Genomic DNA, 19,902 nt, shown 5'->3' on the forward strand with positions numbered 1-19,902 from the left:
CTTGCCTATGGCAAAACAGTTGATCATCATGTTGGGGTGGGGATCGTGCTGACCGGATGGTTTCTTTGGTTTATTTTGCTTTGGGTCGTCTTTTTGCTTGTCATGATGTCGATCGGCGGCTTTTTCATGTTCCGCAAGTTTTTGAAGCGGCTGCCGAAAGAAGATGGGAAATCGGAGCTCGACTGGCAGGAATATTACATTGAACAGACGCGCCATTTATGGGGGGAAGAAGAAAAAGCGCTGCTTGAGGAATTGGTTCGCCCTGTGCCGGAATTGTTCCGCGACGTCGCGCGGCAAAAGATCGCCGGCAAAATCGGCGAGCTTGCGCTCAAAGAGCAGGCGCCGCGCATCACACGCGACTTGCTGATCCGCGGCTACATCATCGCAACCCCTAAGCGCGACCATAAGTTTTTAATCCGGACATTGCAGGCGAAGAACATCGATCTCGCCCCTTATAAACATTTATTGGAAAGCCGCTGACGTTCCGCCTTTCGTCTAAGGCTGGCCGGCGGCTTTCGTCTGTTTCAGCATGAAAAAAGCGGCCCAAACAAGCAGCTTTTTAGGCCGGGACCGACGACTTCAGCTCCGTCTGCGGGACAATTCCAGGGAAGCGAAGTGAAGTGGCTTGGCGCAACAAAAAAGGGAGCTGTCCATCAGCGGGACAGCTCTTTATGTTAGCACTGGCGGTTTCAGCTGCGCCGCCAGCTTTCTATACGAAACGTACATCGCAATCCGCCATGGGACGATCATCGAAAACGCGAGCAAATAAAACATGCCGCTTAACTGGCGGTAGTCGATCGTTCGTCCTAAATACGTTTTCAAGCCAAGGCGAATGACAATCAGCCCGAGCAAAATCCAAATAAAGGATTTTGAGCGTTTCAAATAAATATCGTTGCCGCGGATTTCAAATTTTGACGTTTTAATGAGAAACAGCGAGAAAAACAGGCCGAGAATGACCGCTTCGATGAGCTCCCCGCGCGTAACGCGAAAGACCGGATCGATGAACATCAGCGCCCCGGTGCTCATAAACAGCGGCGGCAAAATAATTTTTTTGGCATTCGTCGGCTTTTCCGACGCCTTCATGCGCACAAAAAAGATGAAAAACGCCATCACAACGGCGATGAGCGATGTAATGAACGCCAAAGCCATCACCTTCTTCCGACAAAATTCACGGACAACGCTATTATAGCAAAAACCGCTCCGCTTGCCTACCGTCCTCTCCAGCCGCCCCCGCCTTCGCCAAACATCGCGCTCGCTTCATCCCTCTCGCTTGCCAAGAGGAACGCAGCCAGTTGTCTTCCAGCGGTCATAAGCCGGCGCCTTCCTATGCCGTACGGAGCCGAAGCCCGCTTACAAAAGACGGGCAATCGCCTCGAGCACGCGGGTTTCTTCAAACGGCTTGACGATGAAGTCGGCCGCTCCGGCTTCAATTGCCTCAACAACCATACGCTGCTGCCCGAGCGCCGAGCAGATGATGATTTTCGCCCCCGGATCGATCTCCTTAATCGCCCGCACCGCTTCAATCCCATTCATGACCGGCATCGTAATGTCCATGATGACAAGATCGGGGCGCAGCCGGCGATACAGCTCGACCGCCTCTTTGCCGTTTTCCGCCTCACCGGCTACGGTGTGACCCTTTTTTTCCAGTATGCGCGCCAGCGTTACCCGCATAAACTTCGCATCGTCAGCAATTAAAATGGCAGCCATCTTTCCACCATCCTCTCCTCAACGATATTCCTCCAACAACAGCCGCACAAAGGGCGGCTCCATCGCCGCTAAAAGCCAGTAAATCCGCCAAACAAGCTTGTCGTATAAGCAATCAGCTTTGTCATCCAGTCAAAGTACAAAACGACGCCCATCGCCACCATGACATAGCCGCCCGCCTTCATGATGGATGCGCTATGGCGGCGGATCCATTGCAGCTTGCCGATAAAAAACGACAAAATGAAAAACGGAACGGCAAATCCGAGCGTATAAGCAAGCATATACACCATTCCTGAGCCCGGGTTGGTGGCGGCTAGAGCGACAACCGCCACTAAAATCGGCCCCATGCACGGCGTCCAACCGGCGGCGAATGCCATGCCGATCAGCACGGAGCCGACATATCCCGGTGGCCGTTCACGAAACGAAATGCGCCGGTCTTTCAGCAAAAACGCCGGCTTCCACAGCCCGGCGACGACGAGGCCGAGAGCGACGATCACGACCGCGCCGATTTGCCGGATCGCATCTTGATAATCAACAAACAGCCTTCCAAGCAGCGAGGTGCCAAAGCCAAGCGAGATAAAAATGAGCGAGAAGCCGAGCAAAAAGCAAAGCGTATGCCATAAGCTGCGGCGGTTGAGCATGGCGTTTTCCTCTTTCAGCTCGCTGACCGACACGCCGGTGATATACGATAAAAACGCCGGATAAAGCGGCAAGCAGCACGGGGAAATAAACGACAAAAACCCGGCGCCGAACGCTAAAAATAGATTGAGATCATTCATTGGTGAACCAGCCCCTGCTTTTTTACTTTTTATTTTAGCAGAATTCCTTCTTCCCGTAACGTGTTTCTCATTGTTCCTGGTCAATTTTTCTATTTTCCATTTTTGCGTTCACTGATAAAATAGTATAAAGCACCATACACAATACTTCAAGCAAAGGACGGTCGATTCGTGCCGAAATGCAAATTGTTGACCTTGATTGAACAAAAGCGGATGGAGCTTGTCGACACGGTGGCCAAAACAGGGTTAAACTCGGCGGCGGCCATGAAAATCAGCAAAGAACTTGACACGTTGCTCAACGCCTATCAACGCGAACAAACCAAGCGGCGAAAGCAAAGCGCCTCCCGCTAGACGGGACAGGGCGCTTTCTTCTTTTTGTTCCAAGCAGGGGCGGCAAAACGCCGCCATTTACGCATGGGCGTCGACAAGGCCGTTTTGCAGCAAGTACATTTGGTAGTAAAGCCCTTTTTGCGCCAGCAGTTGCTGATGCGTGCCGCGCTCGATGATTTCGCCGCGGTGGAGGACGAAAATTTGATCGGCGTCTTGGATCGTCGATAGGCGGTGGGCGATGGCGATTGTTGTCCGCCCTTTCCGCATGCGCATGAGCGCATCTTGAATCGCTTCCTCTGTTTCGGTGTCAATATAGGCGGTCGCCTCATCGAGCACCAAAATTTTCGGATCAGCAGCGATCGTGCGGGCAAAGGAAAGAAGCTGGCGCTGACCGCTTGATAACGTCGCCCCGCGCTCGGCGAGCACATGGTCGTAGCCGCCGGGCAATTGCTCAATAAACGCATCGGCCTGCACGAGCCGGGCGGCCTCCTTAATGGCTTCGTCGTCCAATTCCTGATTATACATGCGAATGTTCTCTTTGACCGTCCCGTAAAACAAAAACGGATCTTGCAAGACAAGGCCGAGGCGGCGGCGCAGCTCAGCGCGCGAGTAATCGCGGATCGACCGGCCGTCAAGCAAAATATTGCCGCGGTCAAACTCATAAAAGCGCATGAGCAAGTTGATGATCGAACTTTTGCCGCTGCCGGTATGGCCGACAAACGCGACCGTCTGCCCTGGACGGATGACAAACGACAGCCGTTTCAGCACATCCCGTTTGCCGTCGTAGGAAAAGCTGACATCACGAAATTCGATTTCCCCGCGCTCGATCACATGCGGCGACCAATTTGGATTGGCCGGCGCCTCTTCTTGATGATCAAGAAGGGCAAACACGCGAGAGGCGGAAACGATCGCCTGCTGGTAAAGAGACAGGCGCATCATCATTTGCGTCACCGGTTCGAAAAAGCGCTCCAAATAGTTGACAAACGCATACAGCACGCCGATCTCAACTGGGCCATCAAGCGCCGTGATGCCAAAAAAGCTGAGCACGACCATGATCGACAACATATACACCATATCGATCGCCGGCCGAAGCAGCAGTCCATCGAGGCGGATGTTTTTCATCCCCGCCTTGTAATGCGCTTCATTGACGGCGGCAAACTCTTGATATAAACGGCGCTGCTGGCGGAACGCTTGAATGACGGCCATTCCTTGCAGCGATTCGTTCAATTTGGCGTTCAGTTCGCTCAGCCGTTCGCGCATCTCTTGATAAAACACTGAGCTGTAGCGGCGGTATGTGTGCATGATGAACGCGATCGCCGGGAGGATGAACAGGCAAAACAACGCAAGCTTGGCGTCAAGCGAAAACATGGCGACAAACACGCCGATGACAAACAAGCCGTTTTGCACAAAGGCCGCTAGGACGCTGATGAACATGTCCTTGATCGCTTCTGTATCGTTCGTCACCCGCGAAACGATGCTTCCGCCCGGCGTCCGGTCAAAATAGCTCATCCCGAGCCGGTGCACTTTCGCAAACACATCCATCCGCAGCGCTTGAATGACGTACAAAGCGAGCCGCTGAAACTCGACAAGCTGGAAGTAGGAAATGATCGTTTTCAAGACGAGCACGCCGAGATAGGCGGCGGCCAGCGCCGCCACCGGTCCAAAAGCGAGGCGGCCCGGCACCAAATAGTCGTCAATGAACACTTTCACCAAATACGGGCCGGAAAGCTCCCCGGCCGTTGCCAACAGAAGAAGCGCAAACGCAAGCGCAGTTTCTTTTTTGTATCTTCCCATATAAGCGAGCAGCCGCCATAAGACGCGCCGCTGCTCTTTTGTTGTCAACCATCGGTCGTTCATCCACTTCCCCCTATCTTACAAACAACTTGTATTTTCAGGCTTTTCGCTCCGCTCGTTTTTGGCGAGAGCTCGAACGTTCAGACCTGTTGTTACTCCGCAAGCGCCTCAAGCTGCTGGCGTCGGTGCATGTCACGATACCAGCCGCCTTCTGCCATCAGCTGCTCGTGCGTTCCGGCCTGCACAATTCGCCCCCCGTCAAGGACGAGAATCCAATCGGCATGCTCAACCGCGCTTAAACGGTGAGCGGCGATGATCGTCGTTTTTCCGCGCCGCTCCTGTTTGAGCGCCGCTAAAATCCGCGCCTCGGTCTTCGCATCCACGGCCGACAACGCGTCATCAAAAATGAGCACTTCCGGGTCAATGAGAAGCGCCCGGGCGATTGACAGCCGCTGTTTTTGCCCACCGGATAGGGAAACGCCGCGCTCTCCGATGACCGTCTCATACCCGTCGGGAAACTGCAAAATGTCATCATGAATGTCGGCCAGCCGCGCCGCCCGTACGACCTCGTCCTCTCCGGCTTCCGGCTTGGCAAAGGCGATGTTGTCGCGGATGGAGGCAGAAAACAAGAAATGGTCTTGCGGCACGTAGCCGATCGCCGAACGGAGCGCGAAAAGCGTATAATCGCGGATGTCGCGGCCGCCGAAGCGAATCTCGCCGTCATAGCCGTCAAACTCGCGCAGCAGCAGGCGAAGCAACGTCGTTTTTCCCGCCCCCGTTTTGCCGACGACGCCAAGCGTCGCCCCACGCTTGAGCTGAAAACGAATGCCCCGAAGCGCCGGCTTCGCCTCGCCCGGATAGGCAAATTGACGAACATCATACTCAATGTCGCCTTGCGGAGCGATGTGAAGGGCATCCGGACGTTCGTTGATTTCATCTTGTTCAGCCAACAGCGCCCGCACCCGGTCGTACGAAGCACGCCCTCGCTCAACAATGTTAAACAGCCAGCCGAACGCCAACATCGGCCAAATAAGCAGGCCAAGGTAGGTCGTAAACGACACAAGCTCGCCGATCGTCAATTCGCCCGCCAAAACCATTTGGCTGCCAAACGCCACAGCGAGAAAAAATGACAGCCCAACAAGCAGCCCGATCGTCGGATCAAACAAGGCGTCAATTTTGGCGACGGCAACGTTTTTCGCCACGACGTCTTCCGATTGACGGCGAAACGCCTCGACATCGTGTTCCTCATAGCCGAACGCCTTGATGACGCGGATGCCGTTGACGCTTTCCTGCACCTTGTCGTTCAGCGACGAAAACGCCGCTTGCGCCGTTAAAAACCGACGATGGAGCATCGTCCCATAGCGGCTCGTCGCCGCCGCCATCACGGGCATCGGCAATAGGCTGATGAGCGTCAGCTTCCAGCTGATCGAAAACGCCATCGTTGCCAACACAAACCCGCCAAGCGTCACCGAGTCAACAAGCGTCAAAATGCCGCTTCCGGCCGTCTGCTGAATCGCTTGCAAATCGTTGGTCGCATGGGCCATTAAATCGCCGATCCGCTTCCGCTGGTAAAACGACGGCGACATGTTCGTAAAATGCTGATACAGCTCGTTGCGCAGCTGGCGGGCAAGCTTGACCGCCGAACCGAAAATGAAAATGCGCCAAGCGTAGCGGAGCCCGTAAAGCGCCGCCGCAACGGCGGCGAGGACGGCGATCCAGCGGATGAGCACTTCTTTTGTCATCGTGCCGTTTTTCACATGATCGACCAACAAGCCGATCACTTTCGGCGGGACTGTCTCCAAAAACGCCACGATGACAAGCACGAAAATGCCGGTGATATACGCCTTCTTTTCTTGACGGAAAAACCAAAACAAATCGCGAAACACGCGCATAAGGCCCGCCCTCCTTTCATTTGGCTGACGAACAATCGCCATATTATTGTAACAAAACTAGAAAAATTTTGAAAGAACATTTTGGCAAAATAAAAAGACACTCTCGATCGAGTGTCCGTTTCGCTTATTTCAGTTGATTGTTCATCATTTTCATCATCTGATTGATTTTCTTCTGCGACGGAGTCATGCCCATTTGCATCATCATCATGCGAATCATTTGTTCATTGATCGGCGGGTTTTTCTTCAAATAATTGATCATCGTTTTGCGGGCGACGAAAAATCCGATCGCCACCCCGGCGATGAGCGCCAGCACGCCAACGAGAATCGTACCCCACATAACAGCGATTTTCCTCCTTCTTGTTGTCTCCCTAACAGTGTACTAAACGATGCGTCATTAGACAATATTTCGCGACAAAAATCTTTTCATTACGCAAATTTTCTTCCTTGCCGAGGCGCAGACAGCCAGTAGTAATCGACAAAATCGGCGTCGACCGCCAAAAACGTCGGCGAAAGCCGAGCGAGCGCCCGCCCGATGTCCGCGGCAAGCGGCGCGCTGTCAGCGACAAGAAGCAAGCGGCGCTTTTGCACGACAAGCAACGCTTCCTCGCCGGCGTCGTTTTGCAAAACAAACATATTGCGCTCCAAATTTTTGCCGACGCGGCCGGCAAAATATTGCTTTAAGCCAAGTTCCAGGCGCGAAAATGACAGCCGTTCGGTGATAAATTCGACTTGCTTGCGGCAAATCGCCTTCAGCGGCGCTTTCGCGTATTGATGCTCACGAAGCAGTTCGACAATTTTTTCTGCCCGATGGCGGTAATGCGACGCCACATCGTCATTCAACAAATAAATCCAATAGCGGACCATGCCCCATCCCCCATTTCTGTTCATCTATTTTCTATTATAGAAAAGGAAAGGGGAAAAATATGTCTATTAACGGCAAGTTTTTTCACTAACATTGTCGATTTTTGTTTGCGGTGGCCATGCCGCCGCAAACAGGCCAACATGTCATAAACAAGCCTTTGCCCTCGATCCAACCCCGAAAATGCTTGACCAATGCGCAGCCATCTTTCACAAAAACAAGCTGCCCCTGCAACAACGCAAGGGCAGCTTTCCCGGTTACTTGCCGAGCAGCGCTTTTGTGCGGCGGACGACGTTGTCAACCGTAAAGCCATACTCGGCCATGATTTTCTCTCCCGGAGCGGAAGCACCGAATCGGTCGATGGCCAAAATGTCGCCCTCGGCGCCGACGTAGCGCTCCCAACCGAGCGACGCGCCCATTTCAATGGCGAGCCGCTTCGTCACGGCCGGCGGAAGCACTTCATCGCGGTACGATTTTGGCTGCGCTTCGAAGCGGTCCCACGATGGCATGCTGATGACGGAGACATGGATGCCCTCAGCGGCGAGCGCTTCTTGCGCTTTGACGGCCAGACCGACTTCCGAGCCAGTCGCCAACAACAGCGCCTCCGGAGCGCCGTTTTTCGCCGGTGAAACGACGTACGCACCTTTTTTCACGCCTTCATACGCCAACTCAGCTGTTGTCGCCAATGTCGGCACATCTTGACGCGTCAAGACGAGGGCGGTCGGCTTGTCCGTCGATTCGAGCGCCATCCGCCACGCTGCCGCCGTTTCGTTCGCGTCAGCCGGACGGATGACCGACAAGTTCGGCATCGCCCGAAGCGAAGCGAGATGTTCGATCGGTTCGTGCGTCGGTCCGTCTTCGCCGACGGCGATGCTGTCGTGCGTCAAGACGTAGATGACCGGCAAGCCCATCAGCGCTGCCAAGCGGATCGCCGGACGCAAATAGTCGGAGAACACGAAGAACGTGCCGCCGAACACTTTCAACCCGCCGTGAAGCGCCATGCCGTTCAGCGCCGCCCCCATGGCAAACTCGCGCACGCCAAACCAAATGTTGCGCCCTTCGTAGCTGTCCGGCAAGAAGTTGCCGCCGCCTTTGATGAGCGTTTTATTCGAGCTTGCCAAGTCCGCCGAACCGCCAAACAATTGCGGCACCGCTTTGGCGATGGCGTTGATCACTTCCCCGGACGATGAGCGGGTCGCCAGGCTTTTGCCCGCTTCGTACACCGGCAGCGCCGTCTCCCAGCCATCCGGAAGCTTCCCTTCAATCGCCCGCTTCAGCTCGGCAGCCAGCTCCGGATGCGCCTGCTCATAAGCGTCGAACAGTTCATTCCATTCCGCTTCTTTTTTCGCCCCCGGCTCTTGCACCTTTTCCCGGAAATGGGCGTATACTTCTTCCGGTACATAAAAATCTTCGGCAAACGTCCAGCGGTACGCTTCCTTCGTCAGCTTCGCCTCTTCCGCGCCGAGCGGAGCGCCATGGACGCCGGACGTGCCCGCTTTATTTGGCGCGCCGTAGCCAATCGTCGTTTTTACTTCAATGAGCGTCGGCCGGCTGAGGTCCGCCCGCGCCTCCTCGAGCGCTTTGGCGATTTCTTCAATATTGTTGCCGTCCTCAACGCGCAAATATTGCCAGCCGTACGCTTGGAAACGTTGGGCGACGTTTTCCGAGAACGACAAGTTGAGCTCCCCGTCTAGCGAAATGTCGTTCGAGTCATACAGGACGATCAGGCGGCCCAACTTTAAGTGGCCGGCGAGTGACGCGGCTTCGCTCGCCACTCCTTCCATCAAATCGCCGTCGCCGCAAATGGCGTACGTATAATGGTTGATGATCTCAAACCCGTCGCGGTTGTATGTAGCGGCCAAATGCCGTTCCGCCATCGCCATGCCGACCGCCATCGCAATCCCTTGGCCGAGCGGTCCGGTCGTCGCTTCCACGCCCGGCGTATGGCCGTATTCCGGATGGCCCGGCGTTTTGCTTCCCCATTGACGGAATTGTTTCAAGTCGTCCATCGATACATCATATCCGCTTAAATGAAGCAAGCTGTACAATAACATCGACCCGTGCCCGGCTGACAAGACAAACCGATCGCGGTTGAACCAACCTGGATTTGCCGGATTATGGTTCATAAATTTCGTCCAAAGCGTGTACGCCATCGGCGCCGCGCCCATCGGCATGCCCGGATGTCCGGATTTGGCCTTTTCGATCGCGTCAATCGACAGCGTTCGAATCGTCGTAATCGCCAACTCCTCGATTGAATGCGCCATCGTCTTCCTCCTTTTCATCAACATGGTGTCATTTACTATCATATAGAAAATCGGCTTCCTTGTACAACGTTTATTTTCTCCTTCAGGACAAACGAGGCGCCGTCTCTTTTTTTCGCGACTTAATGGAAGCGCCGCCGCTGGCTTTCCTTTAATTTTTTCGGCGTCACGTCGTTGCCGTTCGGGTCGATGATCGTCACCGTATGGAGCATATCGGTCATCGCTTTGCGGAACGCTTGAATGTACTCGCGGCGCAGCTTCGCCTGCTCGAGCGTCTCTTCGGCCGACAAGCCGGACGTTTTCGCTTTTTTCGCCAGTTCGTTGATGCGGGCTAATTTATGTTTGGCAATCATTGATCATCTTCTCCTATCTGCCATATTCTCACTCTGTTTTATCTTATCTGATCAACCGGGAAGATGGCAACGATGGCATCTTGGCTGAGTCAGTCAAGACTTTGTGGAGAACATTTTTTCGGTTCACTACGGGCGTTGTCAATCACTAGTTAGCGAACCATTTTCAGGAATTAATATCGTAAGCGCTTTCGGACTCTCATCCCTCATCTTGAGGTGATGATATTGTATTCCATTTTTTTACACCCAACCACCATCCCGGAGCGCCGACAACGCTTGATGGATCGGCGTCCCGGATGACCGCTGCAGACACGGTAGATTCTGACGCACCACATCTGCCCATAACCGTCCGGCCTTCCGTTTGGCCTGTTCGATCCGCTTGGACTTTGTTGAGGCCGAGACGGCCGACTGGGGCTCTTGCTCCTCCCACCGTCCCTTTCTCCACCCGATCCCGTCGATTCGGGCTGCCATCGCCCTCAGAAACGCCCGAAGCCCTTGGTCTTTCCAGCTGCGGCGGGATTTCACCCGATGCGCAAACCGGCTCATCACGCTCTCGGCGTGGCCCATCGGACGCATGCCGGTCGTCTCCACCCCTTGCTCCGACAGCCACTCCCGATAGTCCCGGATGCATCCCGGCATCGACTCGATCCGGCGGATCATGGCAGCCATCTGCTTCTCTTTCGCTTCGTCCTCCAACGTGCCGACCGCGCTGTTCAGCTCGACCAAAAGTCCTTCTTCGTCTTGTTTCGCCAGCTTCTTCCGCACCTCCCGCCAACGCGGATGGCCGGACAGACACTGACGCAGCTCCCGCGCCACATGAAATCGATCCAGCTGAAAGCAGGCCCGCTTTCCAAAATACTCCCGGCAGGCTGTGATCCACGACGCCGCGTCGCCGTTGATGATCAAAAGGTCCCGGCACGGGTCATAGGCATATTCGTTCATCAGCCACTCTTCAAACCGTTCCCACACGTCTCCCTCCCCTTCATGGAGGTAGTGGCGCCGGTTCACGAGCTCGAGCTGCGAACCGTTTCGTTTCCATCCCTCGTGAACCGCCAGGATTTTCTCTTCTTTCGCCCGTTTCCCTTTCCCCTGGCGGGAAATAAACAGCCCATCCGCCTCCACAAATAGCACTCGGCCGTGCCGTTGGGAAACAGGGTGGTGCAGCGAGACAGGGGCCTCCAGCACCAGTTGGCGAATCGCCTCGTGGCTTAGGACCGCATACCCCACGATCGACTCCAACGTACGGGCTGCTTTGCGGTAGGAAGAGCACTCTACGGCCAACTCGACCGCCGTTTCCTCGAGGCAAGGGCTGATCGACTGCGCTCCATCAAAGCCCAGTTCGGCATCCAGCAAGAAGGTATACGCCCCCGCCTGCCGATCATAGTAGTAGTTCCGTCGAAACGTCACTTCTCCAAACAGCGTTTGGATCGTGGTCGGCCGTTTGTCTTTCAGCTGATACCGGCGCTTGTCCCGCGCTTCCGCCAGTTGTTGATCAATCTCCTCCAAAAGGGCCGCCAACAAGACAGCGAACACCTTTTGAAGAGTTCTGACTAATTGTTCCTCCAGCTCTTTTAATAAAGGCCATTCTGTGGTAAGATGTTTCATGGACTCTCTCCCTCCTGTTTTCGGTTGATGTTGACAATCACCATCATAGCAGGGAGAGAGTCCTTTTTTCACGACATTTGCTTTTTCTACCGCGCTTCGCTTGGTGGCCCCGACGAGCGTCGCGAACAAAAGTTCGCAACCCTCGTCGGGGATCATTTCGGAATGTCACCCACAAATATTTTACTCACACATCTTGGCTTCCTTTGCCCGCTCGCCGCTTTAGGGCCAGGAGCGGCACACAATCAACGCCGCCTTTGTTGCTCGTCCATATATTCCTGGTAACGGCGATGGACGGTCGCCTTGGACGCCTCGTAGCCAAAGCTTCGCAGCGTCGCGGCGATATCGGCAAACGTCAGTCCGCGCTCGCGCAAGCGGACGATCTCCTCAACCGGCAGATCGATTCGATCGCGCCCGGCGTTTTCGCCCCGGCGCCTTAGGTTCCGCTCCGGTCGGTAGCCGCTGGCGATGGCTCGCTGCATGCCACGCTTAATTTTGGCGTTATGTATTTTTCTTTGGTACTCCTCGACAATAGCGATGATGGATAACACCATCTCATCGGCCTCCGACAGCGGCATCTCCCCGCGGTGGCTGGCGCTGTATATTTTCACCCCTTGCTTTTTCAAGCAATGCAGCACCGCCATGCGCGCATGGCCGCGCCCAAGCCGCGTTTCATCTTGAATGAGCAGCACATCGACCTCGCCTTCCTCGCAAAGCGAAAGCAGCTCCAACACGCCGTCGCGGTCGGCTTCATAACCGCTCGCCTGCTCGGCGATCACTTTCACGACTTCAAATCCACACTCGGCCGCCAGCTGCTCGAGCTCATCTCGTTGCCTCGCGAGCGACGTTTCCTGTTCAGCTTTGTCCGTGCTGACGCGGCAGTAAATGACCGCCCTCATGGCCAATCCCTTCTTTCCATCACTGATTGACGGCCACCGAGCCGCCCTGCTTTGATTTTAACACAGGAATGACAATTTGTTCACCGGCGGCAAGACGCGGGCTCGGCAAATGGTTGACATCGACGACCCAGCGGATGAACTCATCAGGCGGCATATGGTGTTCCTGTTCGTACTGTTTTGCCAGCCCCCAAAGCGTATCGCCGGGAGCGACCGTGATCGTCACGTATTCTTTTTTATCGACCGGGCTGCTGGCGTAAACGAACCCTGCCAACACGAGCGCAAACAAAAATGAAAACAAAACATAGTGCAGCAACGTTTTCCTCATTCCCTCCCACCCTTTCTAGAATGTTTGTTCGCTTTCCTTCATTATAGCCAGGAACATTTGTTTGTGTCAATAAAAAACTCGAACTTATGTTTGTTTTTTCGTCTTCCGCATGGTATAATGAAGGCAAATGATGTGGCGAGAGGTGTGAAACAATGACAAAACTGTCAAAACGACAACAGCAAATTTTAGAGTTTATTAAACAGGAAGTAAAAACAAAAGGCTATCCTCCGTCGGTGCGGGAAATTGGGGAAGCGGTTGGACTGGCGTCAAGTTCGACGGTCCACGGGCATCTCGCGCGCCTAGAAAGCAAAGGGTACATCCGCCGCGACCCGACAAAGCCGCGCGCCATTGAAATTTTGGACAACGATATGGCCAAGGAGAGAGAAAAAGAGGAGATCATCTCGGTGCCGATCATCGGCAAGGTGACGGCCGGCCAACCGATTACAGCGGTGGAAAACATCGAAGGCTACTTTCCGCTGCCGAAGCGGCTCGCCGCCGGCGAGGAGCAGCTGTTTATGCTTGAAGTGATGGGCGACAGCATGATCGAAGCCGGCATTCTCGACGGCGACTACGTCATCGTCCGCCAGCAGTCATCGGCCAACAACGGCGACATCGTCGTCGCCATGACGGAAGACAACGAGGCGACGGTGAAGCGGTTTTTCAAGGAAAAAGACCACATCCGCCTGCAGCCGGAAAACGCCCATCTTGAGCCGATCATCGTCCGCGACTGCACGATTCTCGGCAAAGTGATCGGCGTCTATCGCCTGTTCGACTGACTCGTGCCGGCCTGCGCCCATAAAAAAGCTGCCCCGTTTTTTTCAGGGCAGCTTTTTTATGAATCAGTAGAGTTCCATATATTGGTCCAATTCCCATTGATGAACCGTTGTCCGATACATATCCCACTCAATTTCTTTCGCTTCGACGAAATGCTCGAATAAATGTTTGCCGAGCGCGTGAATCATCACTTCATCGGACTTCAAGTTTTCCAACGCTTCATGCAGCGTTGCCGGCAAATCGACAATGCCTTCTTCGAGCCGTTCTTCTTTCGTCATGACGTAAATGTTTCGATCCACTGGCGCCGGAGGAGTGAGCTTGTTGCGAATGCCGTCAAGCCCAGCGGCTAAAAGCACCGCCATGGCCAAGTATGGGTTGGCCGACGGGTCGACGCTGCGCACCTCAATGCGCGTGCTCATGCCGCGCGAAGCTGGAATGCGGATGAGCGGGCTGCGGTTGCGCGCCGACCAAGCGACGTAGCACGGCGCTTCATAGCCTGGAACAAGCCGCTTGTACGAGTTGACGGTCGGGTTCGTCACCGCCGTAAAGTTCGGCGCATGCTTCAGCACACCGGCGATAAACTGCCGCGCCGTATCGCTCAACTGCAAGTCGCCGTTCGGATCGAAAAAGGCGTTTTCACCGTTGCGGAACAGCGACAGGTTGCAATGCATTCCTGAACCGTTAATCCCAAAAATCGGCTTCGGCATAAAGGTCGCATGCAATCCGTGTTTGCGGGCGATCGTTTTGACGACGAGCTTAAACGTTTGAATGTCGTCGCACGCTTTTACGGCATCAGCGTATTTAAAATCGATCTCATGCTGGCCCGGGGCGACTTCATGATGGGACGCTTCGATTTCAAACCCCATTTCCTCAAGCTCGAGCACAATGTCGCGCCGGCAGTTTTCCCCAAGATCGGTCGGCGCCAAATCGAAATAGCCGCCGCGATCGTTCAGCTCCATCGTCGGGTGTCCTTTTTCGTCAAGCTTGAAGAGGAAGAATTCCGGCTCAGCTCCTAAGTTAAAGGCGTTGAAGCCAAGCGCCTCCATCTCTTTCAGCATCCGCTTCAAGTTATAGCGCGGACAGCCTTCAAACGGCGTGCCGTCCGGGTTGTAAATGTCGCAGATAAAGCGGGCGACTTTTCCTTTTTCTGAAGTCCACGGGAAAATGACGAACGTATCCAAGTCCGGATACAAATACATATCCGACTCTTCGATGCGGACAAATCCTTCGATCGACGACCCGTCAAACATAATTTTGTTGTTAAGCGCTTTCTCCAGCTGGCTGATCGGAATTTCGACGTTTTTGATCGTGCCCAAAATATCGGTGAATTGCAGGCGGATGTACTTGACATTTTCCTCTTTGACGATGTGTAGAATGTCGTCACGCGTATATTTTGCCATGTCCAAACTCCTCCCCGGCTCGGAAATCATTTTCCGTCATTAATGAAAGAAGCGAGCGAGATCTCCTTGGCGAAGCGATGCGCGCTGGAACCGCCCGGCCTGCAGCAATTCATTCCGCAAAATTTCGCGCAGTTCTTCGTCCGACAGCTTCGGTTTTCCTACTTTTTCGACTTTCTCCGCCTGCTGGTGGCGTCCTTCCTCCCGCGCGGCAAAAATTTGCTTAATGCCCGCCAAGTTGACGCCTTGGTCGATCAAATCTTTAATTTCCAGCAAGCGGTCAATGTCATTGAGCGAAAACAGCCTCCGGTTGCCTTCAGTGCGCGCTGGCGAAACGAGGCCGTGCTCTTCATAATAGCGGATTTGCCGAGCCGACAAGTCGGTCAGCTGCATCACAATCCCAATCGGAAACAATGGCATGGAACGACGAATTTGGCTGCTCATGCCAATTCCTCCTCGCTTTTGATACCTTTATTTTACCATAATGTTAGGAAATGAGTCAATGAAACGTGATGTTTCCTCACAAACAAATCAACCGCTGTTCAAGCAAACGCTGAATGGCGGAACAGACGGCGATTTTCACATGCGAATACGTCAATCCGCCTTGCACATACGCGACATATGGGGGGCGCAACGGCCCGTCGGCCGTCAACTCAATGCTTGCCCCTTGGACGAACGTGCCGGCGGCCATGATCACTTTGTCTTCATAGCCGGGCATGTCGCTCGGATACGGAGTGAAATGAGCGTTGACCGGGGAGGAAGCCTGAATCGCTTGGCAAAACGCCACCATTTGTTCCGGATCGTCAAAACGGACGGACTGAACCAAATCCGTGCGCTTCGCCTTCCACGATGGCGAGGTTTTTAGTCCGATCCGCTCGAGCATCGCCGCCGTAAAAACCGCCCCCTTGAGCGCCTGACCCACGGTGTGCGGCGCAAGGAAAAAGCCTTGATACATATCCGGCAAGCTGTAAAGCGACGGACCGACTTCCGCTCCAATGCCCGGCGAGGTCATCCGATAGGCGCACGCCTCCACATATTCCCGCTTGCCGACAATGTAGCCGCCCGTTTTCGCCAAGCCCCCTCCCGGGTTTTTAATGAGCGAGCCGGCCATCAAATCGGCGCCGACATGGCATGGCTCTTTCTCCTCGACGAATTCTCCGTAGCAATTGTCGACAAACACGACGACATCCGGTTTGATCGACTTGACGAATGCAATCATGTCGCCGATCTCTTCGACAGTAAACGACGGCCGGTCCGCATAGCCGCGCGAACGTTGAATGCCGATCATTTTCGTCCGCTCATGGATCGCTTCGCGAACGGCCGGAAAATCGACCATCCCTTCCGCTGTGAGCGGCACGCTGCGATAACGAATGCCAAACTCTTTCAGCGAGCCGACGCCGCGGCCGCGGACGCCGACGATTTCCTCAAGCGTATCGTACGGAGCGCCCGTGATGTAAAGCAACTCATCGCCCGGGCGCAACACGCCAAACAGCGCGATCGCAATCGCATGCGTGCCGGAAATGATTTGCGGGCGCACAAGCCCCGCTTCCGCTCCAAACACATCAGCGAAAATGCGATCGAGCGTATCGCGGCCCGCATCGTCATACCCATAACCGGTTGACGGAATGAAGTGGGCGTCGCTCACTTGATGGCGACGGAAGCTCTCAAGCACGCGGTATTGGTTGACGTCGACCAGTTCATCGATGCGGCGGTGAATCGGCGCGATTTGTGCTTCGATTTCCTCGATGAGAAGAGCGATGGTTTCTCCGTGTCTCCATTGTGTCCAAAACATAGATGAACCCTTTCTACCGTTGGAATGATTGCAGCTCCCCATACAAGGGGTGCGTCGGCAGCACGTACCCTTGGCAGTCGTACGTGCCTCCCTGTTCATTATAATGCCATTCGTGCAAAATGGTGTCCGATTTTAACCGAGCGAGCAATTTTCCTTCACCGCTTGGGATCGACACGTCGTAACGGGCCATTTGCTGTTTCACCGCCTCTTCAAGAAAATAGCGGAGCCGGTCAATGTCGGCGGCGGAAAGCGCGCTGATCATGATGGAAGCAGTCGTTGTCGGAATGAATTCCGACGCTTTTTGATCGCTTTTATTGTACACCGTGACCATCGGAATGGAAGAAGCCCCTAATTCAGCGAGCAGCCGCGACACCGTTCGCTCGTGCGCAACGTAATCCGGATGAGACGAATCGACGACGTGAAGCAATAGTTCGGCTTCCGTCACTTCCTCGAGCGTCGAGCGGAACGCGGCGACAAGTGTCGTCGGCAAGTCTTGAATGAACCCGACCGTATCGGTGACAAGCACCGTGTAGCCGCATGGCAAGACACATTTGCGCGTCAACGGGTCGAGCGTGGCAAACAACAAGTTTTCTTCCAACGAATCGGCGGCGGTCAGCCGATTGAAAATCGTTGATTTGCCGGCGTTTGTATAGCCGACGAGCGCCACTTGAAACGCTTGGTTTTTTTGCCGGCGCTCGCGGTAGCGCCCTCGATGCTCAGCAATGCGCACAAGCTCAGCTTTAATGTCGTCAATGCGGCGGCGAATATGGCGGCGGTCGGTCTCGAGCTTCGTCTCCCCCGGGCCGCGCGTGCCGATGCCGCCGCCCAAGCGGGATAGCGCCTCTCCTTGACCGCTAAGGCGCGGCAACATATACTCCAGCTGGGCGAGCTCGACTTGCAGCTTTCCTTCTTTTGAGCGGGCGCGTCTTGCAAAAATGTCTAAAATCAGCTGCGTCCGGTCAATCACTTTCACCTCGCCAAGCATTTTCGTCAAATTGCGCGCTTGGCTTGGAGAGAGCTCGCTGTTGAAAATAACCACGTCCGGTTCCAGCTGCTTGACTATGGCGGCGAGCTCTTCCGTTTTCCCTTTGCCGATATACGTCGCCGGGTGCGGCGCTTCACGTTTTTGCGTCACCTCTGCCACAACCTCGCCGTTCGCCGTCGCAACGAGCGAAGCGAGCTCCTCCATCGAATAGCGAAACCGTTCATCATCGACACCAGCGAGCTGGCAGCCGACAAGGATCGCTTGTTCACGGCTCATGGCATCCCCCTTCCTTTCCCTCGCGGCGAACATGTTCTCTATGTTCATGATACCAAATCCCACCGTCGGTCTGCTAGTTCGTTCCAAAAAAACGATTGATTTTCCGCCGCTTTTGCCCCTACAATGATACAAGAACACCGTACGGAAAGGAACAGCACGAATGACGTGGGAAGTATTGAGCATCATCGGCACGATCGCCTTTGCCATTAGCGGGGCGATTGTCGCGATGGAAGAGGAGTACGATTTGCTTGGGGTGTACATTTTAGGGATTGTCACCGCTTTTGGCGGCGGGGCGGTGCGCAATTTGCTGATCGGGGTTCCCGTGTCGGCGTTATGGGAACAGCAGCCGCTCTTTCTTGTCGCTTTGGCGGCCATGACAGTTGTGTATTTGTTCCCAAAGCAAATGCTGCCGCCGTGGAAGCGGTGGGGCAACTTTTTTGACGCCCTTGGGCTGTCCGCGTTCGCCATCCAAGGAGCACTGTATGCCGTCAACATGGGTCATCCGTTAAGCGCGGTCATCGTCGCCGCGGTGTTGACCGGAAGCGGCGGCGGCATTATCCGTGACGTGTTGGCGGGAAGAAAGCCGCTCGTGTTGCGCGCAGAAATTTATGCCGCTTGGGCCATTCTCGCCGGCCTCGCCGTTGGGCTGAAATGGGCCGAATCGCCCATGGAGCTGTATGTGCTGTTGATTGTCGTCGCCGCTTTGCGCGTTTTGTCATACACGTACGGCTGGAAGCTGCCGCGGCGGGCGGTCGGAGAAAAAGCGGGCGAGCAATGATCAAACGGCAAAAGCAACAACTACTCATTGATTTATACGAAAAGATAGACTTTTGTATATAAATCGTCCCATTCCGTTTGACAGCCGTTGTATGGCTCCTCTCTGCCCCTGCCTCTTGGTACGAAGGAAGCGAAAAGAAGCAAAACCGTAAGCACGGAAGCGAAGGCGCCCAACGCGGACTCCTCGCTTTTGGTTTGCTGACGCCTTCCTTACGCGCTTTGCTCGCTTCGCACCGCCACGGCCACGCCGGCAGCAATGAGCGCCCCGCCGAGCCAAAACGAGACATCGAGTTGCTCTTGTAAAAACAGCCGGCCAAAGAGCGAGCCGACGAGCGGCTGGAAAAAGAAAAAGAGCGAGCCGACGCCGGCATCGATCATTTCCATCCCTTTGTTCCAAAGAAAAAATGCTCCCGCTGTCGATACAACGCCAAGATACAACACCCCAAGGGCGACGGGAACACTCCAATGGCTCGCAGCAAGCCCCGGCCCTTCGGCGAGCATCATCGACGTCATGCCAATGAGTGCCACAAAAATGGCATACGTGGTGATCGAAAACACGGACAAGCGGGCCGAAGCGATTTTCACGAGCACCGACAACAGCGCCCAAGTGACCGCCGCGCCGACTAAGCAAACGTTGCCAAGAAACGTTGATTCTTCTCCGCCTCCTAAGCCGACGATGACGATGACGCCGAATGTCGCCAATAGGAGCGCGCCAAGCTTCCGCCATGTGAGCGCCTCACCAATCAGCCAGCGGGCAAACAAAACGACAAACGCCGGCGTCGAGGCGGTGATGAGCGAAGCGGTATGGGCGTTCGACCATTTCGTGCCGACAAACTGCAAGGAAATGGAAACGACGTAGCCGATGATCCCGACCGTGATAATCATTCCCCAGTCACGCCCGTTCTTTGGGGGGCGCTCGCGTTTCGCCACGGCGACGGCGCCCAGCACGATCAAGGCGACGGCGTAGCGCAGCCAGACGAGCGTAAACGGCGGAATGTAGTCCAACACGTATTTGCTCACCACATACATCCCGCCCCAAATGCCAGCGGCAAGGGATAAATAGAAGGAAGCGAGAAAGGCTTGCTTCATGACATCGATCCCCTTTGCTT

The 19,902-nt window shown here is 54.8% G+C and carries 21 protein-coding genes; 4 read left to right on the forward strand and 17 right to left on the reverse strand.

Annotated elements, in window-relative coordinates; translation table 11 throughout:
* Window positions 1–45 precede the first annotated feature (45 nt).
* Window positions 46–480 carry a DUF2621 domain-containing protein gene (locus CWI35_RS03520; RefSeq protein WP_011230841.1) on the forward strand — a complete coding sequence of 145 codons (435 nt, stop codon included), beginning with the start codon at window positions 46–48 and terminating at the stop codon, window positions 478–480.
* 189 nt (window positions 481–669) lie between these two features.
* Here the strand turns inward: CWI35_RS03520 and CWI35_RS03525 are convergent, their stop codons facing one another.
* From CWI35_RS03525 to CWI35_RS03535, 3 genes are all read right to left on the reverse strand, one after another.
* Window positions 670–1,149 carry a CcdC family protein gene (locus CWI35_RS03525; RefSeq protein WP_407059689.1) on the reverse strand — a complete coding sequence of 160 codons (480 nt, stop codon included), beginning with the start codon at window positions 1,147–1,149 and terminating at the stop codon, window positions 670–672.
* 201 nt (window positions 1,150–1,350) lie between these two features.
* Window positions 1,351–1,707 carry a response regulator gene (locus CWI35_RS03530; RefSeq protein ID WP_033025144.1) on the reverse strand — a complete coding sequence of 119 codons (357 nt, stop codon included), beginning with the start codon at window positions 1,705–1,707 and terminating at the stop codon, window positions 1,351–1,353.
* A 68-nt stretch (window positions 1,708–1,775) separates the two neighbouring features.
* Complete coding sequence (locus CWI35_RS03535; protein WP_033025143.1) at window positions 1,776–2,483, reverse strand: cytochrome c biogenesis protein CcdA; 708 nt, start codon at window positions 2,481–2,483, stop codon at window positions 1,776–1,778.
* A 168-nt stretch (window positions 2,484–2,651) separates the two neighbouring features.
* Between CWI35_RS03535 and CWI35_RS03540 the strand changes: the two genes are divergently transcribed.
* Entirely contained in the window at window positions 2,652–2,831 is a 180-nt protein-coding gene (locus tag CWI35_RS03540) for an aspartyl-phosphate phosphatase Spo0E family protein (protein ID WP_011230836.1), read from the forward strand.
* Between the two features lie 57 nt (window positions 2,832–2,888).
* On the opposite strand, the gene CWI35_RS03545 is transcribed toward CWI35_RS03540, so the two are convergent.
* From CWI35_RS03545 to yneA, 9 genes are all read right to left on the reverse strand, one after another.
* Complete coding sequence (locus tag CWI35_RS03545; protein ID WP_119877499.1) at window positions 2,889–4,667, reverse strand: ABC transporter ATP-binding protein; 1,779 nt, start codon at window positions 4,665–4,667, stop codon at window positions 2,889–2,891.
* Between the two features lie 89 nt (window positions 4,668–4,756).
* Entirely contained in the window at window positions 4,757–6,496 is a 1,740-nt protein-coding gene (locus CWI35_RS03550) for an ABC transporter transmembrane domain-containing protein (protein WP_011230834.1), read from the reverse strand.
* Between the two features lie 124 nt (window positions 6,497–6,620).
* Window positions 6,621–6,833, reverse strand: coding sequence for a YneF family protein (locus CWI35_RS03555; RefSeq protein ID WP_011230833.1), 213 nt, complete (start codon window positions 6,831–6,833; stop codon window positions 6,621–6,623).
* Between the two features lie 89 nt (window positions 6,834–6,922).
* Window positions 6,923–7,360, reverse strand: coding sequence for a sporulation inhibitor of replication protein SirA (gene sirA, locus CWI35_RS03560; RefSeq protein WP_011230832.1), 438 nt, complete (start codon window positions 7,358–7,360; stop codon window positions 6,923–6,925).
* Between the two features lie 252 nt (window positions 7,361–7,612).
* Window positions 7,613–9,619 carry a transketolase gene (gene tkt / locus CWI35_RS03565; protein WP_119877500.1) on the reverse strand — a complete coding sequence of 669 codons (2,007 nt, stop codon included), beginning with the start codon at window positions 9,617–9,619 and terminating at the stop codon, window positions 7,613–7,615.
* 119 nt (window positions 9,620–9,738) lie between these two features.
* On the reverse strand, window positions 9,739–9,969 hold the full coding sequence (locus CWI35_RS03570) for a DUF896 domain-containing protein (RefSeq protein WP_033025135.1): 231 nt from the start codon (window positions 9,967–9,969) through the stop codon (window positions 9,739–9,741).
* A gap of 237 nt (window positions 9,970–10,206) precedes the next feature.
* Window positions 10,207–11,571 carry an ISLre2 family transposase gene (locus CWI35_RS03575; RefSeq protein ID WP_119877350.1) on the reverse strand — a complete coding sequence of 455 codons (1,365 nt, stop codon included), beginning with the start codon at window positions 11,569–11,571 and terminating at the stop codon, window positions 10,207–10,209.
* A 242-nt stretch (window positions 11,572–11,813) separates the two neighbouring features.
* The gene (locus CWI35_RS03580) at window positions 11,814–12,467 is read right to left on the reverse strand and encodes a YneB family resolvase-like protein (protein WP_119877501.1); all 654 of its coding nucleotides are present in this window, start codon (window positions 12,465–12,467) and stop codon (window positions 11,814–11,816) included.
* A gap of 19 nt (window positions 12,468–12,486) precedes the next feature.
* Entirely contained in the window at window positions 12,487–12,792 is a 306-nt protein-coding gene (gene yneA / locus CWI35_RS03585) for a cell division suppressor protein YneA (protein ID WP_011230828.1), read from the reverse strand.
* A 152-nt stretch (window positions 12,793–12,944) separates the two neighbouring features.
* On the opposite strand from yneA, the gene lexA reads away from it, so the two are divergent.
* Window positions 12,945–13,568, forward strand: a complete 624-nt coding sequence (gene lexA, locus CWI35_RS03590) for a transcriptional repressor LexA (RefSeq protein ID WP_011230827.1) — start codon at window positions 12,945–12,947, stop codon at window positions 13,566–13,568.
* 63 nt (window positions 13,569–13,631) lie between these two features.
* Here the strand turns inward: lexA and glnA are convergent, their stop codons facing one another.
* The 4 genes from glnA to hflX form a co-directional block, all read right to left on the reverse strand.
* Window positions 13,632–14,966, reverse strand: a complete 1,335-nt coding sequence (gene glnA / locus CWI35_RS03595; protein WP_011230826.1) for a type I glutamate--ammonia ligase — start codon at window positions 14,964–14,966, stop codon at window positions 13,632–13,634.
* 39 nt (window positions 14,967–15,005) lie between these two features.
* The gene (locus CWI35_RS03600) at window positions 15,006–15,407 is read right to left on the reverse strand and encodes a MerR family transcriptional regulator (RefSeq protein ID WP_011230825.1); all 402 of its coding nucleotides are present in this window, start codon (window positions 15,405–15,407) and stop codon (window positions 15,006–15,008) included.
* Between the two features lie 76 nt (window positions 15,408–15,483).
* Window positions 15,484–16,755, reverse strand: a complete 1,272-nt coding sequence (locus CWI35_RS03605) for a methionine gamma-lyase family protein (RefSeq protein ID WP_011230824.1) — start codon at window positions 16,753–16,755, stop codon at window positions 15,484–15,486.
* A 13-nt stretch (window positions 16,756–16,768) separates the two neighbouring features.
* Window positions 16,769–18,016, reverse strand: a complete 1,248-nt coding sequence (gene hflX, locus CWI35_RS03610) for a GTPase HflX (RefSeq protein WP_119877502.1) — start codon at window positions 18,014–18,016, stop codon at window positions 16,769–16,771.
* A gap of 160 nt (window positions 18,017–18,176) precedes the next feature.
* On the opposite strand from hflX, the gene CWI35_RS03615 reads away from it, so the two are divergent.
* Complete coding sequence (locus CWI35_RS03615; protein ID WP_021322303.1) at window positions 18,177–18,794, forward strand: trimeric intracellular cation channel family protein; 618 nt, start codon at window positions 18,177–18,179, stop codon at window positions 18,792–18,794.
* A 209-nt stretch (window positions 18,795–19,003) separates the two neighbouring features.
* On the opposite strand, the gene CWI35_RS03620 is transcribed toward CWI35_RS03615, so the two are convergent.
* A complete protein-coding gene (locus tag CWI35_RS03620) occupies window positions 19,004–19,882 on the reverse strand; it encodes a DMT family transporter (RefSeq protein ID WP_119877503.1) in 879 nt (292 codons plus the stop codon).
* Window positions 19,883–19,902 lie beyond the last annotated feature (20 nt).

It is taken from the genome of [Bacillus] caldolyticus (assembly GCF_003595605.1).
GTDB lineage: Bacteria > Bacillota > Bacilli > Bacillales > Anoxybacillaceae > Geobacillus > Geobacillus thermoleovorans.

Coding starts and splice junctions, on each gene's coding strand:
- CWI35_RS03525 (WP_407059689.1), bottom strand. CDS start 1,149: ATGGCTTTGGCGTTCATTACATCGCTCATCGCCGTTGTGATGGCGTTT.
- CWI35_RS03530 (WP_033025144.1), bottom strand. CDS start 1,707: ATGGCTGCCATTTTAATTGCTGACGATGCGAAGTTTATGCGGGTAACG.
- CWI35_RS03535 (WP_033025143.1), bottom strand. CDS start 2,483: ATGAATGATCTCAATCTATTTTTAGCGTTCGGCGCCGGGTTTTTGTCG.
- CWI35_RS03545 (WP_119877499.1), bottom strand. CDS start 4,667: ATGAACGACCGATGGTTGACAACAAAAGAGCAGCGGCGCGTCTTATGG.
- CWI35_RS03550 (WP_011230834.1), bottom strand. CDS start 6,496: ATGCGCGTGTTTCGCGATTTGTTTTGGTTTTTCCGTCAAGAAAAGAAG.
- CWI35_RS03555 (WP_011230833.1), bottom strand. CDS start 6,833: ATGTGGGGTACGATTCTCGTTGGCGTGCTGGCGCTCATCGCCGGGGTG.
- sirA (WP_011230832.1), bottom strand. CDS start 7,360: ATGGTCCGCTATTGGATTTATTTGTTGAATGACGATGTGGCGTCGCAT.
- tkt (WP_119877500.1), bottom strand. CDS start 9,619: ATGGCGCATTCAATCGAGGAGTTGGCGATTACGACGATTCGAACGCTG.
- CWI35_RS03570 (WP_033025135.1), bottom strand. CDS start 9,969: ATGATTGCCAAACATAAATTAGCCCGCATCAACGAACTGGCGAAAAAA.
- CWI35_RS03575 (WP_119877350.1), bottom strand. CDS start 11,571: ATGAAACATCTTACCACAGAATGGCCTTTATTAAAAGAGCTGGAGGAA.
- CWI35_RS03580 (WP_119877501.1), bottom strand. CDS start 12,467: ATGAGGGCGGTCATTTACTGCCGCGTCAGCACGGACAAAGCTGAACAG.
- yneA (WP_011230828.1), bottom strand. CDS start 12,792: ATGAGGAAAACGTTGCTGCACTATGTTTTGTTTTCATTTTTGTTTGCG.
- lexA (WP_011230827.1), top strand. CDS start 12,945: ATGACAAAACTGTCAAAACGACAACAGCAAATTTTAGAGTTTATTAAA.
- glnA (WP_011230826.1), bottom strand. CDS start 14,966: ATGGCAAAATATACGCGTGACGACATTCTACACATCGTCAAAGAGGAA.
- CWI35_RS03600 (WP_011230825.1), bottom strand. CDS start 15,407: ATGAGCAGCCAAATTCGTCGTTCCATGCCATTGTTTCCGATTGGGATT.
- CWI35_RS03605 (WP_011230824.1), bottom strand. CDS start 16,755: ATGTTTTGGACACAATGGAGACACGGAGAAACCATCGCTCTTCTCATC.
- hflX (WP_119877502.1), bottom strand. CDS start 18,016: ATGAGCCGTGAACAAGCGATCCTTGTCGGCTGCCAGCTCGCTGGTGTC.
- CWI35_RS03615 (WP_021322303.1), top strand. CDS start 18,177: ATGACGTGGGAAGTATTGAGCATCATCGGCACGATCGCCTTTGCCATT.
- CWI35_RS03620 (WP_119877503.1), bottom strand. CDS start 19,882: ATGAAGCAAGCCTTTCTCGCTTCCTTCTATTTATCCCTTGCCGCTGGC.